Genomic DNA, 16,758 nt, shown 5'->3' with positions numbered 1-16,758 from the left:
CCTTCTGGCACAGTCTGATTCTATAATCAGGATTCTGTTGCCGGGGGGTGGCCAATGAAAACACGATTATCGGTCTCATTTTTCGTATTCCTGTCATTTCTGCTGGTGACGGGCTGTAGTTCACTCGCACAGAAAACCGAATCCGACCCGGCTCCCATCGGTGACACCGTCGATATCTTATTGATTGCCAATGACCTGGGAGAAAGCCAGGTATTCAACCTGCTTTTACCTGAACTGTCCCGCCGAAACCTTAGCGCACAGGTACTGACCATGGGGCAGGCAGATACCGTCTTTGCCAATCAGAAAGAGGCCGTCCGACTCAACACCCCCGTTTTTTTGTCAGAAAACGCGACCGACGACAGAACACAACAACTCGATAAAAAAACACTCGAACGTATCGCCACACAATTGCGTCCGGCCATCGTCGTTACTGGCATGTCCCATGCCATACAGGCGCAGCTTGCCAACCGTTTCAAAACCTCTGGCGCAACCACGATGGCGTTTTATGACAATTTCGACCTGATCAGCCAGTCGCACTATGTGGCCCCCTGGCTGGGAACAACGACAGGCGTGGATGAACTGCTCCTGCCCGGCCACTACCAGGCCGTGGATGCCGGGAAACTTCCCGCCTTCATTAACAGCCGAATCTCGATCAGCGGTAATCCAGCCCTGGAACAATGGGACATCGTTTTCCTGGTCACGAATGCCGTACAGGAGAAACAGCGCCTTGCCCTTGACCCAAAGCGCCCGGTGATTCTTTTTACCGGTGGCTATGGCGACGGGTATGAACAATGGTTGCAGCTTTTCCTTCAGGCCATGGCTGAACGCCCCGACCTGCAGGTTCTGATTGCCCCGCATCCCAAAACCGATGGTCAGCCTGAACGGAATGCCGTAGCAGCCCTGAAGCTGACCAACGCCAGCGTCAGGGATGGCGCCACTTCCACCGCACAGCTGGCAACTGTGGCGAACCTGGTTGTCACCCATAAGTCCACCACGGGTTTCCAGGCTGCCTGGCAGGGATTGCCGGTTCTTTTTGTCGCACCGGATGATTACACCAATATTCTGATAGATGCAGGGCTCGCCAGCCGGGCTTCCAGCTGGCAGCAGATTCTCAATAACGTCCATCGCTATATTGACCAGCCCAAACGACGCGAAACCGTCTCATTCAAAATGCTGGGGGTACCGGAACAATCCCTGCAACGGATTGCCGACCATCTGCAAACTACGCGATACGAGGTTGTCGGGGCAGGCTCCCCGATCCTGGAACAGTTACAGGTTGAAGACAATTAACCACCGCCTGTGACCGGATGTAGTCCCTCTTCTGCTGCTGGTCTGAATCTTCCGGCTGGCAGCGGCACACTGGTCTATGTTTATTCCCAAAAAACGTATTGCTATCCCAATCCGTCATCGTGGGAGAAACATTGCCATGCAGCAGATATCAGAAATACTGGTGCCCATTATTCGTGCCGAAGCCGTCTGCGATCCACGCCAGCTGAGTCTTTCGCTGCAACTGGCCAAGGCCTGCAACGCACATTTGACCTTCATGGTGTTTGAAGAAAACATCCCTCAGCTTGTTGGCCCCATCCCTTTTGATACCGGCCTGTTGAAAAAAAGCCGTGCGCAGGAATGCCAGGTCGTGCTCGATGCGTGTCTGGAACAGGCCGAAGAAGCAGGTCTGAATGCAACGGCTGACCTGGTCTGGGGAAACCCTGTCGACTGTCTTATCCGTGAAATACAGCATCGCAAGGTCGACCTGGTGGTAAAATCCGCGGAATACCACCACTTTCTCGGACAACGTCGTTTATCAGGCAATGACCTCAATGTCCTGCGCCTTTCCGTCGCCCCGGTATTGCTGCTGGCAGAGGAACAACCGGATCATCCAGTCACACTCAAAACCCTGCTGGTCGCCGTGGATACCGCCCAGGACAACGAGGCACTGAACATCCGCCTGCTGGAACTGGGCCGGCAACTGGCCGAACTCCAGCAGGCCCAGCTTCATGCGGTGCACACCTGGCGCCTGATCGGTGAAGATTACATGACCCGCGCCCGGCACCATGCGCCCCCGAATCTGCATACCAAGCTGGAAAATGTCCTGAAAGAAGACCATATGAAGCTGTTCCAGCACCTGTTATCAGCGGCGGGCCTGATGCATGGAGAGAACGTGACCGCCCACCTGATCCGCGGTCGCGCATCGGAAGAAATCTGCCGGCTGGATGAAGAACTGGGCGTCGATTTAATGGTCATGGGCACCCATGCCCGTCGCGGGCTGGAAAAATTCATGATCGGCAATACCGCTGAAAATGTTGCAACCAGTGTCAAAAGCTCACTGTTAATTGCAAGGCCCGATCACTAACCCTCAAAAAGTCGCCGCAGGCTCAAGATTCAGGCTTTACGCGCACTAACCGCTTCAAGTAGGCTAACTCCATGGAAGCAGTCAATACCATAAACGCCTCGCAGTCCCTGACAGGGCAAGGATCACAAGCCAAGATGGCGGGTAACGGGAAAAGGACATGGCCGGTCACGCTCTTTGCAGTCGCGGTACTGCTGGGTGTTATTGCCGGCGTTGTTCTTTACGCCTGTGGTCGGCTGGTGTCAGACCGTGCAACCGGTTATCTCTACAGTGATATCAATCGATTACCCGTCAACCAGGTCGGCGTAGTGCTCGGCACCAGTCGCTATACCCGTGACGGCATGCCCAATGGCCATTATCTCCGTCGCCTGGAAGCGGTCACCGCACTGCTGAACGCGGGAAAAATACGCTACATCCTTGTCAGCGGGGACAACGCGACCCGCTACTACGATGAACCCACCCGCATGCGGGCAGACCTGATGGCCATGGGCGTACCGGCTGACCGTATCTACCGGGATTATGCGGGATTCAGAACGCTGGACTCTATCGTGCGTGCCCACAAAGTCTTTGGGCTGGAGCCGTTCACCATTATTTCCCAGTCATACCAGAATGAACGGGCGATCTTCATTGCCCGTGAACAGGGTATTGACGCCATTGCCTACAACGCTCACGGGAAGTTCCCGACTTCGGACTACAGCAACCGGATCAGGGAAACCCTGGCCCGCCTTCTGGCTGTTCTGGAAGCCCGGCTGCTGAAAACGCAGCCCCGGTTCCTCGGTGAACCGATTATCATTGGAGAAACACCACCCACCTAACGCTCTATTGTAACGACGTACTGTCAGGCACTTTCCTGAGCCCTTTCACAAGTCGCACCAGGATAAAGCATGATTTCAGTACGTTGTCACTTAGCGTGTTATCCCCATCGCTCGATCTTATTCCGATAAAAAACGCCTGATGACAAGATTTGGCACAGGTGTAAACCTGCCATTAGAAATCACTTGGAATTAAAGCCCAATTTCTCTATACGCAGTGGACAGCATTCATGACAATTTCAGCTTCAGAGGGGAATTAATGCTATCAGAAAGTTTCGAAAGGTAAGAATTTCACAGCATAACGTTAAGACGTTTCAGGTGTTTTACTGTCCAGTGTTGTGACTTTCATATCCAAATTTGCCAGAAGCCTTCAACACAAAGCACACCGAAACTTTGATAAAGGTGGAAATTTAAATGGAACAGGAGTGAATCGACCTGCCACCCCGGCATACAATCATTCATGGAGACCTTGACTATGCACGTATTTCTTACATTTAATAACACCACCCCCGGCACAAAATTCCACTACCCACCCGAATACTTAATACAGGGTGAAAAAGCCATCTCCTCCTCCAAACGAAAGCCCGAACAAAAAATATGGCAATATAGAATTGAAGAAGGTAATACATACGCCCTCGCTCCATTTAAAGACCGCGGAGGAAGAAATCTAGACATAAACGAAACTACATACTACAAATTGAGAAATGAGAACTTCGTTAAGTTATTCCCCTTAAATAAAGACATCAGGTTTATATCTGCAGAGTCGTTTTCCGATTATCCGACAATACCCTATGATGAACTAGCCAAAAGAAAAATTGCCGTTTTATACAGAGAAACCGAATGCAGAACTATCGGGGACGCTGGCCTGGAACGTCGAAAAGCATCTTTCTGCAATGAGCACGGGGTTCCTGACCTCAAAAACATTCCGACTTTAAGCGCGATTGCTTCCTTGGCAGAACAAGGCTTTTATTATGACCATCCTGATAAAGAAGACTACCCACATAACATGAAACAATACAAAGATGCCGCGGCAACCATAATGGGTCCGCGAGCTTATGTACATACATGGCAATTTACCAAAGATCAAGAAAAGCATGATACTGACATGGCAGTAAAACGTCGCAGCAAAAAAAAATTAGAACCTGAATATTACCGTAAGCTTAAAGAAATCCTGCGACACCCCCTGATTAAAAAAGAAAATAGCGATGGTACTATTTGCACAGTAAAAGCCATCATCTCAGAAATAGCATCCCCGTATTATAAAGACCACCGACTTTGCAGCGTTTACAGAAGTCATGAAATCGATATTCCCACCGTATTAATAAGAGCAAAAGGCTGTACGCTTAACATGCTATCGACTGATGAAGCAAAGCGGATCAAGGGAGAGGTCATCATGGAACATTTGCAAAACTTTCCGGGAAACATTTTGAATTTAGCGCATGAAGATGGGGCAACGGATGCCATGATGCAAACCCCTACCCATTTAGATGAATTATTCACGGAAGCTTGCCAATTTACCGAAACAGCCATCAATGATCTAACGACCATCTTGCGTCCTGCCTACAACGAACAATCCAAAAATCTCACTCAAACAATTGAATCAATCGAACTCCTTACCATAAGACTAAAATTCCTTAAATATTTTCTGGAAAACAAAGACATATTAAGGTTTCGGAAAGAATTAGACTGCTATAAAGCAACAAGAGATGAGATGAGAAAATTAACAGCAAACCCCTCAAAAAAATGCCAGGAGATCCTTTCACTCACGGTGACCGATACGGAACATAACCTTTGTCAACAAATCATCGAAAAAGAAAAAGAATTTACTCAAGCAGCAAGGAAATCAAAGCATTTAAAAGACATCAAAAAAATCAAAATAACCCATAAATCACTATACACAATATTTAAAAGCATCACTCTGGAAAAAACAGAAGAAACAGGTGGCAATGAAATTTTGAAAGCTTTAAATAACAAAATTGAAGAATATATTATTCAGGCCAATAGCCTTATTGAAAAAATAGAACAATCGGAACCCAAGGCATTACAATTACTTCGCACCCAATCTTATGATACAGAACCAGAGTTTCCGGAGCCTGAAGCAAAGCGCATGAAGATGGATCCAGAACCTTCCAGCTCTCAACAAGCCATGTCTGAATAAACTGACTTACTTATCAAACGGATATGCCCTGAAATGACCCGGGGCAGAATCCATCCTGTACTGTCTTGACAAGACAGGATCACCTTACAGAAGCCCATAGTCAGCATTGGGCCATACCGAGCCATGGAAATGACTGTAGAGCATGAAATAACGCTATATTCATCGAAAAAAGAACAAGTCGTCCCCTGACACAACCTGCAAGGCTGATACCTGCTCACCACCAACTATACACACCCACGACCTTGCGCTATATCAACATTCGTCACCGTATTACCTGATAGCCTTTGGGGTTTTTTGCCCTATTTCCATTAACAAAAGCCTGACGGCTGCCCTGCAGCACGACAGGCCATAGAAGAGACAGGTTGGCGTTACTATGGAGGTCATCAAGACCGACGTTGCCATTGTTGGCGCAGGCGGCGCCGGACTGCGCTCAGCCATTGCCGTGGCCGAGAGCAACCCGGCACTCAAGATCGCCCTTATCTCCAAGGTATACCCCATGCGCAGCCATACGGTCGCGGCGGAAGGTGGATCCGCCGGTGTCGTACAGGCCCATGACTCCCTTGAACATCATTTCAACGATACCGTCTCCGGCGGCGATTGGTTATGTGACCAGGATGTGGTCGACTACTTTGTGGCCAATGCCACGGAAGAGATGGTCCGCCTGGAACACTGGGGCTGCCCCTGGTCCCGCAAGGATGATGGCTCCGTGAACGTCCGCCGTTTCGGCGGCATGAAAATCGAGCGTACCTGGTTTGCCGCCGACAAGACCGGCTTCCACATGCTCCATACGCTGTTCCAGACTTCCACGAAATATCCTTCCATCGAACGATTTGATGAATATTTCGCCACGGAACTGGTTGTTGAAGACGGCCGCTGCCAGGGGCTGGTTGCGATTGAAGTCAAAACCGGTGAAGCCAAACTCTTTCTGGCCAAATCCGTCATTCTCGCAACAGGTGGTGCCGGACGGATATTCCGTTTCAATACCAACGGCGCGATTGTTACCGGTGATGGTATGGCCATGGCTTACCGGGCCGGTGTGCCGCTGCGCGACATGGAATTCGTCCAGTATCATCCCACCGGCCTGCCCGGTTCCGGCATCCTGATGACCGAAGGCTGTCGCGGAGAAGGCGGGATTCTGCTGAACAAAGACGGTTATCGCTACCTGCAGGATTATGGCCTCGGACCGGAAACGCCGATTGGAGAACCCCAGAACAAAACCATGGAGCTGGGTCCACGCGACAAGCTGAGCCAGGCCTTCTGGCATGAGCAGCGCAAGGGTCGCACCATCAAGACCCCGCTGGGCGATGCCGTTCACCTTGACCTTCGCCACCTGGGCGAAAAGAAACTCAAGGAACGTCTGCCGCTGATCTGCTCCCTGGCCAAAAATTACCTGGGTGTGGACGCTGTGCATGAACCGGTTCCGGTGCGCCCTGCCGTTCATTACACCATGGGCGGTATCCGCACAGATATGACGGCCTGCGCGCTGCCGGGTCTTTTTGCGGTCGGCGAATGTTCCAGCGTGGGCATGCATGGTGCCAACCGGCTGGGTTCCAACTCGCTGGCAGAATTGGTTGTCTTCGGCAAAGTTGCCGGTGAAAAAGCCGCAGAATTTGCCTCACAGACTGACTTCAGCGCTGAAAATACGCTTAAGGAGCAGGGTCGCCACCATATTGGTGCCATCGACTACCTTCGTACGGCCAAGGGTACAGAGAAGGTCTCCCATATTCGCCACGAGATGGTGAAAACCATGGAAGACTGCTTTGGCATCTACCGGCTGGGTGAGGAGATGCAGCAGGGTGTCGACACCATTGCTGTACTGCGTGATCGCTTCAATCACATCACCATGGAAGACCAAAGCCGCGTATTCAACACCGAGCTGTTGATGGCCCTTGAACTGAAGTCATCCCTGGAAATCGCCCACACGATTGCGCTTTCAGCGTTGCTGCGAAAAGAGTCCCGTGGTGCCCACCAGCGACTTGACGGGTATGAGACGCGCGACGACCAGAACTTCCTGAAACACACGCTGGCCACCAGCAATGGTGATGGCGCACCGCGCATCGACTACGAAAACGTCAACATTACCCGGTACCAGCCGGAAGAACGCCTCTACGGCGCCGCCGCCGAGCAGCCCCGTGCGGAGAAGACCCCATGACCGGACCAACCATTACCCTTGAGGTACTCCGATACAATCCGGAAACCGATAACGAACCCAGCTTCGGCACCTTTGAGATTCCCTACCGGGATGACTGGTCTCTGCTCGATGCACTGGGCCACATCAAGGATGAGCTGGATGCCACGCTGGCCTATCGCTGGTCCTGCCGGATGGCGGTATGCGGCAGCTGCGGCATGGTGATCAACGGCACACCGAAACTGGGTTGTGAAACCTTCCTGCGGGATTACTACCCGGGCACCGTTCGGGTAGAACCGCTGGCGAATTTCCCGATTGAGCGGGACCTCATCGTCGATGCAGCCGATTTCATCGAGAAACTGGAAGCCGTCAAACCCTACATCATTAACGCGGCAGAAAAGCCGGTTTCCGAAGGCGCCTACAAGCAGACGCCCGCAGAGCTGGCCCGTTACAAGCAGTTCTCCATGTGCATCAACTGCATGCTGTGCTATTCCGCCTGCCCGCAGTTTGGCCTGAATCCGTTGTTCACCGGCCCGGCCGTCATTGCCCTTGGCCATCGCTACAACCTGGACAGCCGGGATGATGGTCAGGCCATGCGCACAGAAGTCCTGCAGGACAAGAACGGCGTCTGGAGCTGTACCTTTGTTGGTGTCTGCTCCGAGGTCTGCCCGAAATCCGTCGACCCGGCCGGCGCCATCCAGCAGGAAAAAGCAATGGGCGCCCAGGACTGGGCCCTCTCATTCCTGATGCCTCGCAAGGGAGCCAAGTCATGAGCCGACGTCCCTACAAACCCGTCATGTCCAAAACCTGGTATCTGAAACAAACCAGTTACCGCAACTACATGATCCGGGAAATGAGCAGTGTATTCATCGGGCTGTGGACACTGAACCTGCTGGTCGGCCTGGGCAAGCTGATCCAGGGACCCGGGACCTGGTCACAATGGCTGGCGCTGCAGGCTCATCCCCTGATGGTCCTGTTCAGTGCTGTCACGCTGGCACTGGCACTCTATCATTCGCTGACCTGGTTCCGTGCGGTGCCACAGGTCATGCGGATTCAGATCGGCACATCCTTTGTGCCCGCCAAACTGATTACCAACGCCCACATCGGCGCCATGGCCGGATTCTCCGCCATTGTGCTGGTTGCAACACTCTGGGGGGTATGAGATGAACGGTAAACGGCATTTTGAGCCCTTGTTCTGGAGTCTGTTTGGCGCCGGCGGCATCGTCACTGCCATGGCCACACCGGTGCTGGTGCTGATCGTCGGGCTCTGCGTACCACTGGGAATTATTCCCGCAGAAGCACTCTCCTATGACCGGATGGCGGCCTTTGCCGGTTCCTGGATCGGGCGACTGGCGCTGGCCGGTGTAATTATCCTGAGCCTGTGGCACTGCGTGCACCGCATCTACCACAGCCTGCATGACTTTGGTTTTCACCCCGGCATTGCCGTGAAAATCCTGTTCTATGGCAGTGCACTGGTGTTTTCCATCGCGACGGTCACCATGGTGTTGCTGGTCTGATACCAGTCACCATTAGCTGACCTTCGGCTGAAGATCAGGCCGGTCACTCCTGACTGGCCTTTTTCCTGTCATTTCGTCGTGACGAGTGTTATCTGGCCTGATTGGCTGTGATAAGATTCGATCCTTTTTTCACGCATTCTCGTACTACTCGTAAAGGGAGCAGGCATTCGTATGATTACCGCTTACCGCCTTCTGGATAACAAGCTGAAGATTGATCACCTGACCCTGCAGGATGAACTGCCCGGTGATACAGTCTGGCTGGACCTGGTAGAACCTACCGATCAGGAGCGGGAGTGGCTGCATACGTATTGTGTGGAAGAAGTGCCGGACCGGGAAGACCTGAACGAGATCGAGGCGTCCTCCCGTTTCTACCAGGACAAGGACGGCACCCACATCCACAGTTTCTTTCCCCACCGTTCCGGTAAAGAACTGCGGACTATCAGTGTGTCATTCAACCTGCGTCCCCATATGCTGATCACCCTGCGTGATGAAGATGTGGGCCTGTTTCGACTGGTGCGGAATTACTTCAAGCGCCACCAGATCGAGATCGATTCGCCCATGGTGGTGCTCAACGCCCTGTTTACCGCCAAGGTTGACTACCTCGCCGACCTGCTGGAAGAGGTCTATGAGACCCTCGAAGAAACCGGCCACATGGCGCTGAGCGAAGACACCAACGATGAACAGCGCGATGATATTCTGAAAAATATCACCCTGCAGGAAGACATCAACGGGAAAATCCGCCTGAGCCTGCTCGACAGCCAGCGCTCGCTGCGTTACCTGGTGCGGAACCGCCGGATTCGTCTGTCGGATATTCATCAGCAGGAAATCATGGATATGCTGCGCGACATTGACTCACTGCTGCCGCATACCGCGTTCCTGTTCGACAAGATCAACTTCCTGCTCGATGCGGTGATGGGTTTCATCAACCTGGAACAGAACAAGATCATCAAGATCTTCTCGGTCGCCGCCACCATCTTCATGCCGCCCACGCTGATTGCCAGCAGCTATGGTATGAACTTCGACGTGATGCCGGAACTGCAGTGGACGTATGGTTATCCGGTGGCCATTGGCATCATGATCGCCAGCGGTCTGAGCACCTACCTGTTCTTTAAGCGGAAAGGCTGGCTCTAAACAACATTTCAGGCAATAAAAAAGAACCCGGATTATTCCGGGTTCTTTTTTACCTCAATGCTGACGTCGGGTTTGTCGAATCCGCAGCCCCATCACAATAATGGTCAGCAGCAGTGGCACCGAAAAAATATTGATCAGTTTCAGGCGTGTGCCCAGGTTTTCAATATCCTGATTCAGCTGATGCTGCACGTCCCGAAGCTCTTTACGAATCTTCAGTTTTTCCTGCTGGAAACGCGCCAGTTCCTTTTGTTGATCGTCACTCAGGATCAATGTGTCTTGCCCCTGTTTGCCCGCCTGCAACTCCAACAGCTTGTTTTCCGTTTCCTGCAACTTTTGTGTCAGCGCTTCTTCCTTATTCATGAAGCTGGCCTGGGCCTCCCGCTCCAGCATATCAACCCGGGTGAACGGTCGTGAATACTGCCCGCGACTACGAATACTGATCAGATCCGCATTGCCGATGAGGTTATCCACCATGTTCACCACCATGTCGCCATTATTGGCAAACGGGGTCGCCATCTGCTGGCCAAAGAAGTTGTTCACCTGAACCCACAGGCGGTTGGACAATACATCGGTATCCGCCACCAATATCAGGTTGACCGGTTTCTGAGAAGTCATGACCTGAGGTGTTTCTTCAGCGGTTTCAACAGACGCCTCCTCAACAACCTCTTCCTCCTCTTCCTCGGAAACAGAGGTCTTCGTGGGCAACGGTTGATCTTCAACGATTGGTTCTGACATCACATCCAACGGCGTATTCTCTTCATCCGGCGCCTCAGCTTTTGGCTGTGGGCGTCCATCAGGAAAAGCGGTTTTAACATCCCCGGTGATCCTTGCTGCCAGCACATAGTGCTCACCGGCAGGCTGGTAATCCTTATAGAGCACCTTGGGATCGTAAAGCATGGCCAGCTGCGCGGAATCCAGTAATGCCGAGTTAATGCCGGACTGAATCAGGGGCTCCATCGTGACCGGTGCGTTGTCCTTCAACTTGAGGGCACCGGCACTGGCGAAATTGACGGTTTTGAGATTCGCCGTCACCACGTCATCAGAGGCAAAGCCGTCTTCTCCGAGGCCAAGAATACCCAAATGACGCACCGGACGTCCGGTGCGCCCACCAACGGCCAGGGCATGGTCTTCATCTGCCACAAACCGTTCCGGCACCATTTCAACGCCCCAGGCACTCAGCAAAGTTTCCAGGTAAGCGGAACGCGGGCCACTACCGCCGCCCATCATGCCACCGCCCTGGGCAGACTCTTCAGCATAGGGATCCAGGAATACCAGGGCATGGCCGCCCTTAAGGACATACTGGTCAATGGCATACAGCGTATCGTCAGACACTTCATCCGGCAGGATCAGCACCAGTAAACCTACATCGTCAGGAATGGTTTTTACCGTATTCCCCAGATACTGAACGTCATATAACTGCTCCAGCTGGGTAATACTCATCCATGATTGCCCGGGACGTTGGGCCATGTAATCGTAACCACCGTTAACCGGTACACCACTGATCACTGCGACCTTGGGACGGGTTTTCTGGCCAACCGAGTAAATCAGGTTGCTGATGTCATACTCCAGGAATCGCTCCTTGTCCGGGTGGAAAAAGCCAATAATTTCCTGACGGCCTTTATCCGTCATCGGAATGTCTGTTTGCGTTTCCGCCACAGCAACCTTTTCACCCTTCTTAGCGCCACCGCTCAAAGCAACCAGTCCAAAGTAAACCTCTTTGTTGCCCATGGAGAGCGGCACAGCCTGAAGCCCATACCCGGCAGCCTCATCTTCCTGTTCAGAGAAGGGTTCAGGATCAATCACTTCCAGTGTGACCTTCCCGCCGGATGCCTGAACGTATTCGCGTAAAAGCTCCTCGACCCGGTTGGCATAGTTGCGTAACTGGGGAATGCCTTCCGTCGCCTTGCGGGAATAAAACAGCTTCAAGGTCACCGGTCCCTGCAGGTCTTGCATCAGGTTCCGGGTTCCCTGAGACAGGGTATAGAGATGATCTTCCGTCAGGTCGATCCGGGCGCTGCGGAACGCCATCTGGATCACAACCGTCGCCAGCAGCACCAGAACAGCCAGCGCCACGAGCCCTGTTTTTGAAAACAGTTTGTTCGTCATCGCCAGCTCCTCAGTCTGCCTTTTTCATATCAATGACAATGGCTGTGGCCAGAAGCCATGCCGCCATCATGATCAGGAAATACATCACATCCCGCAGATCCAGCACCCCTTTGCTGATTGCTTCAAAGTGCGTCAGGAAACTGAGTGCGCCGATGGCATCAACAACCGGCGCCGGCGCCCAGGACTGGAAGGCATCCAGCACGATCGGATAGCCAGCAACAACCAGCAGGAAGCAGACAACCACACTGAGGATAAAGGCAATGACCTGGTTACTGGTCGATGCCGACATACACGAACCGACAGCAATAAATCCACCGGCCATCAACCAGCTACCCAGGTAACTGGCAAAAATAACGCCGTTATCCGGACTGCCGAGGTAATTGACCGTCAGCCACATGGGGAAAGTCAGCAACAGCGCCAGACCGGTAAAGACCCAGGCCGCCAGGAACTTGCCCAACACCGCCTGCCCCAGGCTGACGGGCAGGGTCAGTAGCAGCTCCAACGTGCCGGTCTTACGTTCTTCGGCCCATAGCCGCATACTTACGGCCGGTATTAGAAAAAGGTACAACCAGGGGTGGAACATGAAAAACGGCATCAGGTCAGCCTGGCGGCGTTCGAAAAAATTTCCCAGGTAAAAAGTGAAGGCACCGGTCATCATCAGGAAAATCACGATATAGACATAGGCGAGCGGCGTGGCGAAATAGCTGCTCAGTTCGCGCCGGAAAATCACATTAACGCTGTGCATCAGGCCACCTCCCTCTGCAGCTCTCTACGGGTCAGCATCCGGAACACGTCATCCAGACGACCACGTTCCACATACAGTTCGTCCACTGACCATCCTTTTTCCTGCAGCAGCTGGTTCACGACAGGGAACAGGTCAGCGTCGGCCTCTGGCAGCAGCGTGTAACGCGCAACCTGATCAATCCCCACTTCAACACCCGCAACGCCGGGCAGCTGACCAAGACAGACCTTCGCCTCTTCCGGCGCCACTGCCGGCAGGATCAAGGTGAGAGCACGGTGGTAGCGGGAACGACGTTCCAGCTCATCCGGCGAGGCATCTGCCAGAACACGCCCACCCGCTATCACAATGGCGCGTGTACACACAGCGGTAACCTCTTCAAGAATATGGGTGGATATGATGACAATCTTTTCTTCTGACAGGCTGCGGATCAGTTCCCGAACCTGGTGCTTCTGGTTTGGGTCGAGCCCATCCGTAGGTTCATCAAGGATCAATACGGCCGGGTCATGGAGGATAGCCTGGGCAATACCGACCCGGCGCCGGAACCCCTTGGAAAGGGTGTCAATGGATTGATGCATCACTGATTCGAGCGCCAGCTGTGTAACTACGTGCTGGACACGGACAGTCTTGTCATCGCCTTTCAACCCACGGATATCGGCAATGAAATCCAGGAAACGGGCCGGGGTCATTTCACCGTAGGCAGGTGCCCCTTCCGGCAGATAACCCAGCATTCGCTTGGCACCTACCGGATCCCGGAGCACATCATGTCCACAGACGCTTACCGCGCCGGAGGTGGGCTTGATAAAGCCGCTGATCATCTTCATGGTGGTGGATTTACCGGCCCCGTTGGGGCCCAGAAAGCCAAGCACTTCGCCAGGCCCGACAGAAAAGGTAATTCCATCGACGGCCGTGAACCGGCCAAAGGTCTTTTTGAGGTTGTCGATTGTTATCATCGCTGCCTGATCCAGTCTCCACAGGTTCAACACAGTTCTGGTTCGCCCTGACGGTTTCCGGAGCATGAAGATTATCCGGGAGGTATACGCCAGCATCACATCCCTGGCCTGTTGGATATCCCGTTAACCCTGCCCCACGCGATAACACCGCGGGCACACATTCAAAGCGAACGAAGCATAGACAACTTTTTGGTCAAAAAGCGCCCAATTTCATGATATTTTGGGCAGAAAATTACCATAGACAAAACAGGGATTTAGCAATCAGGCAATCCGGGTTTGTCAGGCCGTTGCAACCCGACAATAATTAACCTCAGACTATCTGTAATATCCCCGTCTCAAGCCGTACCGGAACCTGCAGCCCTTCACCAGGTTCTGCCCGATCCGGAAACCCGGGTTAACCGCCAAGACAGTCCTGCTATTGGACGGATTAAGGTATTATTGAAGAGAAACAGCTCAGGGAAAATGATCTTAATGTCAACCGCAGTGAACAAGCTAAAAGTCGCCGCCAACCAGCTTTCTGCCCGCCAGACACCGGCAGACCTGGGTTTCAAGGACACCGACGAGCTGGAACCGTTTGTCGGCACGCTGGGCCAGGAGCGGGCTGTCGGCGCCATCCAGTTCGGCGTCGCCATGCAGCGTTCCGGCTATAACATCTATGTTATGGGAGAATCAGGCACCGGTCGGACCTCCTACGTACGGCACTACCTGAAAAGTGAAGCCAAGCGGATGGAAGAGCCCTCGGACTGGGCCTACGTCAACAATTTTGATAATTCCCGCGCCCCGTCTGTACTGCAGTTGCCTGCTGGCACCGGCCAGGTACTTCAGGCAGATTTCGACACATTGATTGACGGTTTGCTGGACACCTTCCCGGCCGCCTTCGAACACCCGACCTATCAGCAGCACAAAAGCATTATTGAGCGCAACTTCAACAAGAGTTACGACCTGGCCATCGACCGTGTGGAACAGGAGGCGCTGCGCCGCAACATCGCCCTGTTCCGGGAAGCCGGCTCCCTGACTTTCGCGCCCATGAGCGAAGGCAAGGCCATGGATGAAACTGAATTCGCCAGGCTGCCCGATGAAGACCGGGAACGTTTCAACAATGACATCACCGAACTCGAAACCCTGCTCAACGACGGGCTGGCTGAACTGCCCCAGTGGAAGCGGGAATCCAGCGAGGAACTGCGCAAACTCAACCACAGCACTATCGACAAGGCGCTGGAGCCGCTGATCAAGCCGCTCAAGAAAAAGTACAGCAAACACAAAGATGTCCTGAACTACCTGGCCGCCATGAAGCAGGACCTGCACAAGGTTGTGGTGGAAATCCTGGCGGAAGAACGGGCGATCGAATCCCGTGATGACGGTAGCAAACGCGTCCAGCTGGAAGAACAGTATTCTCCCAATATCGTAGTAGGACACAAAAAGAAATCACCGGCGCCGGTGGTATTTGAATCCCATCCTAACTACAAGAACCTGTTTGGCCGGGTGGAATATGCCGCCGAAATGGGTGCCCTGATCACCAGTTACCGGCAGATCTGCCCCGGTAGCCTGCACAAAGCCAATGGCGGTTACCTGGTGATTGAAGCCGCCAAATTGCTGGATGAGCCGTTTGTCTGGGAAGCGCTGAAACGTGCACTGAAAGAAGAACAACTGAAAATCGAATCACCCGCTGCTGAGCTGGGACTGGTGAACACCATCACCCTGACGCCGGACGATATTCCCCTGGACGTCAAGGTCATCCTGATTGGTTCCCGTCAGATCTATTACCTCTTGCAGGAACTGGATCCGGACTTCCACGAAATGTTCCGGGTCCTGGTGGATTTCGACGGCTACCTGGAGCGCACACCAGACACCACCCACGCCTTTGCCCGCCTGCTGAAAACCCGTGCCGATGACGAAGGCTATCCGGCACTGACCTCCCAGGCCGTTGCCCGTATGGTGGAACATAGCTCGCGTCTCGCAGAACACCGTGGTCACCTGTCGGCGCACATCGGTAACCTGTTCGACCTGCTGGCGGAAGCGGATTTCATCCGTCGCATGGCCAAGGGGCGGAAGATCACCCATCACCACATCAACAAGGCGCTGGAAGCCAAGGCGGAACGCACCAGCCGGGTCAGCAAGGAAATCCAGAAGGAGATGCTGGAAGGCAGCATCCTGATCGATACCGAGGGAACGGCCATCGGCAAGATTAACGGATTGACTGTCCTCGCTGTCGGCGATACCAGTTTTGGCTCACCAGCCCGCATTACTGCAGCGGTGTATCCTGGTTCCCAGGGTATTGTCGATATCGAACGGGAAGTTCAGCTGGGGCAGGCTATCCACTCCAAAGGGGTCATGATCCTGACCGGTTACCTGGGCGCCCGCTATGCTCAACATTTCCCACTTGCCATCTCTGCCAGCCTGGCGATGGAGCAATCCTATGGCTACATCGACGGTGACAGTGCGTCACTGGCCGAACTCTGCTGTCTGATTTCTGCACTGACCGAAATCCCGATTAACCAGGGACTGGCGATTACCGGCTCCATCAACCAGCATGGTCAGGTACAGGCCATCGGCGGTGTGAATGAGAAGATTGAAGGGTTCTTTGATCTCTGCAAGGCCCGTGGACTGAAGGAAAACCAGGGGGTAATCATTCCTTCCTCCAACGTCCGCAACCTGATGCTCAAACCCGAGATTCAGGATGCCGTCCGTGCCAAGCAGTTTACGGTTTATGCCGTATCAGAGGTTGAGGAAGCACTGGAAATTCTCTGCGGCATGAAACCCGGTAAACTCAACAGTCGTGGCAAATACCCAAAAGGCACCATCAATTACCGGGTGCTGGAACGGCTCAAGGAGATTGCAGAACTCGCCAAGGATGCCCACTGATA

13 protein-coding genes are annotated in these 16,758 nt (G+C 53.3%); 10 read left to right on the top strand and 3 right to left on the bottom strand.

The genetic code is table 11. The annotated features are described in order from the left end of the window. Window positions 1–54 precede the first annotated feature (54 nt). The 9 genes from AC27K1_RS08455 (at window position 55) to corA (ending at window position 10,096) form a co-directional block, all read left to right on the top strand. The gene (locus AC27K1_RS08455) at window positions 55–1,290 is read left to right on the top strand and encodes a hypothetical protein (RefSeq protein ID WP_487149782.1); all 1,236 of its coding nucleotides are present in this window, start codon (window positions 55–57) and stop codon (window positions 1,288–1,290) included. A 136-nt stretch (window positions 1,291–1,426) separates the two neighbouring features. Then, the gene (locus AC27K1_RS08450) at window positions 1,427–2,353 is read left to right on the top strand and encodes a universal stress protein (protein ID WP_487149780.1); all 927 of its coding nucleotides are present in this window, start codon (window positions 1,427–1,429) and stop codon (window positions 2,351–2,353) included. A 71-nt stretch (window positions 2,354–2,424) separates the two neighbouring features. Further along, window positions 2,425–3,165, top strand: a complete 741-nt coding sequence (locus AC27K1_RS08445) for a SanA/YdcF family protein (protein WP_487149779.1) — start codon at window positions 2,425–2,427, stop codon at window positions 3,163–3,165. 472 nt (window positions 3,166–3,637) lie between these two features. Beyond that, complete coding sequence (locus AC27K1_RS08440) at window positions 3,638–5,320, top strand: hypothetical protein (protein ID WP_487149777.1); 1,683 nt, start codon at window positions 3,638–3,640, stop codon at window positions 5,318–5,320. A 373-nt stretch (window positions 5,321–5,693) separates the two neighbouring features. Further along, window positions 5,694–7,472, top strand: a complete 1,779-nt coding sequence (gene frdA, locus AC27K1_RS08435) for a fumarate reductase (quinol) flavoprotein subunit (protein ID WP_487149776.1) — start codon at window positions 5,694–5,696, stop codon at window positions 7,470–7,472. Continuing rightward, on the top strand, window positions 7,469–8,221 hold the full coding sequence (locus AC27K1_RS08430) for a succinate dehydrogenase/fumarate reductase iron-sulfur subunit (RefSeq protein ID WP_487149775.1): 753 nt from the start codon (window positions 7,469–7,471) through the stop codon (window positions 8,219–8,221). The genes frdA and AC27K1_RS08430 overlap by 4 nt, the downstream gene beginning before the upstream one ends. Further along, window positions 8,218–8,610, top strand: coding sequence for a fumarate reductase subunit C (locus tag AC27K1_RS08425; protein ID WP_487149773.1), 393 nt, complete (start codon window positions 8,218–8,220; stop codon window positions 8,608–8,610). The genes AC27K1_RS08430 and AC27K1_RS08425 overlap by 4 nt, the downstream gene beginning before the upstream one ends. 1 nt (window position 8,611) lies before the next feature. Further along, window positions 8,612–8,965, top strand: a complete 354-nt coding sequence (gene frdD, locus AC27K1_RS08420; protein ID WP_487149771.1) for a fumarate reductase subunit FrdD — start codon at window positions 8,612–8,614, stop codon at window positions 8,963–8,965. Between the two features lie 171 nt (window positions 8,966–9,136). Beyond that, window positions 9,137–10,096, top strand: coding sequence for a magnesium/cobalt transporter CorA (gene corA, locus AC27K1_RS08415; RefSeq protein WP_487149769.1), 960 nt, complete (start codon window positions 9,137–9,139; stop codon window positions 10,094–10,096). A 54-nt stretch (window positions 10,097–10,150) separates the two neighbouring features. On the opposite strand, the gene AC27K1_RS08410 is transcribed toward corA, so the two are convergent. From AC27K1_RS08410 to AC27K1_RS08400, 3 genes are read right to left on the bottom strand one after another with little or no spacing between them, the layout of a single operon-like run. After that, a complete protein-coding gene (locus AC27K1_RS08410; protein WP_487149768.1) occupies window positions 10,151–12,202 on the bottom strand; it encodes a GldG family protein in 2,052 nt (683 codons plus the stop codon). A 10-nt stretch (window positions 12,203–12,212) separates the two neighbouring features. After that, a complete protein-coding gene (locus AC27K1_RS08405) occupies window positions 12,213–12,947 on the bottom strand; it encodes an ABC transporter permease subunit (RefSeq protein WP_487149767.1) in 735 nt (244 codons plus the stop codon). Beyond that, window positions 12,947–13,894: an ABC transporter ATP-binding protein gene (locus AC27K1_RS08400; RefSeq protein WP_487149766.1), complete on the bottom strand. Its 948-nt coding sequence runs from the start codon at window positions 13,892–13,894 to the stop codon at window positions 12,947–12,949. The genes AC27K1_RS08405 and AC27K1_RS08400 overlap by 1 nt, the downstream gene beginning before the upstream one ends. A 471-nt stretch (window positions 13,895–14,365) precedes the next feature. On the opposite strand from AC27K1_RS08400, the gene AC27K1_RS08395 reads away from it, so the two are divergent. Continuing rightward, window positions 14,366–16,756, top strand: a complete 2,391-nt coding sequence (locus AC27K1_RS08395; protein ID WP_487149765.1) for a Lon protease family protein — start codon at window positions 14,366–14,368, stop codon at window positions 16,754–16,756. Window positions 16,757–16,758 lie beyond the last annotated feature (2 nt).

Source organism: Kistimonas ophiarachnellae (genome assembly GCF_057552235.1).
This window is presented reverse-complemented; position numbering and strand designations above follow the sequence as displayed.

Excerpts from the sequence above, each read along its gene's own strand:
- AC27K1_RS08395 (WP_487149765.1), top strand. The coding sequence starts at position 14,366 with ATGTCAACCGCAGTGAACAAGCTAAAAGTCGCCGCCAACCAGCTTTCT.
- frdA (WP_487149776.1), top strand. The coding sequence starts at position 5,694 with ATGGAGGTCATCAAGACCGACGTTGCCATTGTTGGCGCAGGCGGCGCC.
- frdD (WP_487149771.1), top strand. The coding sequence starts at position 8,612 with ATGAACGGTAAACGGCATTTTGAGCCCTTGTTCTGGAGTCTGTTTGGC.
- AC27K1_RS08455 (WP_487149782.1), top strand. The coding sequence starts at position 55 with ATGAAAACACGATTATCGGTCTCATTTTTCGTATTCCTGTCATTTCTG.
- AC27K1_RS08430 (WP_487149775.1), top strand. The coding sequence starts at position 7,469 with ATGACCGGACCAACCATTACCCTTGAGGTACTCCGATACAATCCGGAA.
- AC27K1_RS08440 (WP_487149777.1), top strand. The coding sequence starts at position 3,638 with ATGCACGTATTTCTTACATTTAATAACACCACCCCCGGCACAAAATTC.
- AC27K1_RS08425 (WP_487149773.1), top strand. The coding sequence starts at position 8,218 with ATGAGCCGACGTCCCTACAAACCCGTCATGTCCAAAACCTGGTATCTG.
- AC27K1_RS08445 (WP_487149779.1), top strand. The coding sequence starts at position 2,425 with ATGGAAGCAGTCAATACCATAAACGCCTCGCAGTCCCTGACAGGGCAA.
- AC27K1_RS08410 (WP_487149768.1), bottom strand. The coding sequence starts at position 12,202 with ATGACGAACAAACTGTTTTCAAAAACAGGGCTCGTGGCGCTGGCTGTT.
- AC27K1_RS08405 (WP_487149767.1), bottom strand. The coding sequence starts at position 12,947 with ATGCACAGCGTTAATGTGATTTTCCGGCGCGAACTGAGCAGCTATTTC.
- corA (WP_487149769.1), top strand. The coding sequence starts at position 9,137 with ATGATTACCGCTTACCGCCTTCTGGATAACAAGCTGAAGATTGATCAC.
- AC27K1_RS08450 (WP_487149780.1), top strand. The coding sequence starts at position 1,427 with ATGCAGCAGATATCAGAAATACTGGTGCCCATTATTCGTGCCGAAGCC.
- AC27K1_RS08400 (WP_487149766.1), bottom strand. The coding sequence starts at position 13,894 with ATGATAACAATCGACAACCTCAAAAAGACCTTTGGCCGGTTCACGGCC.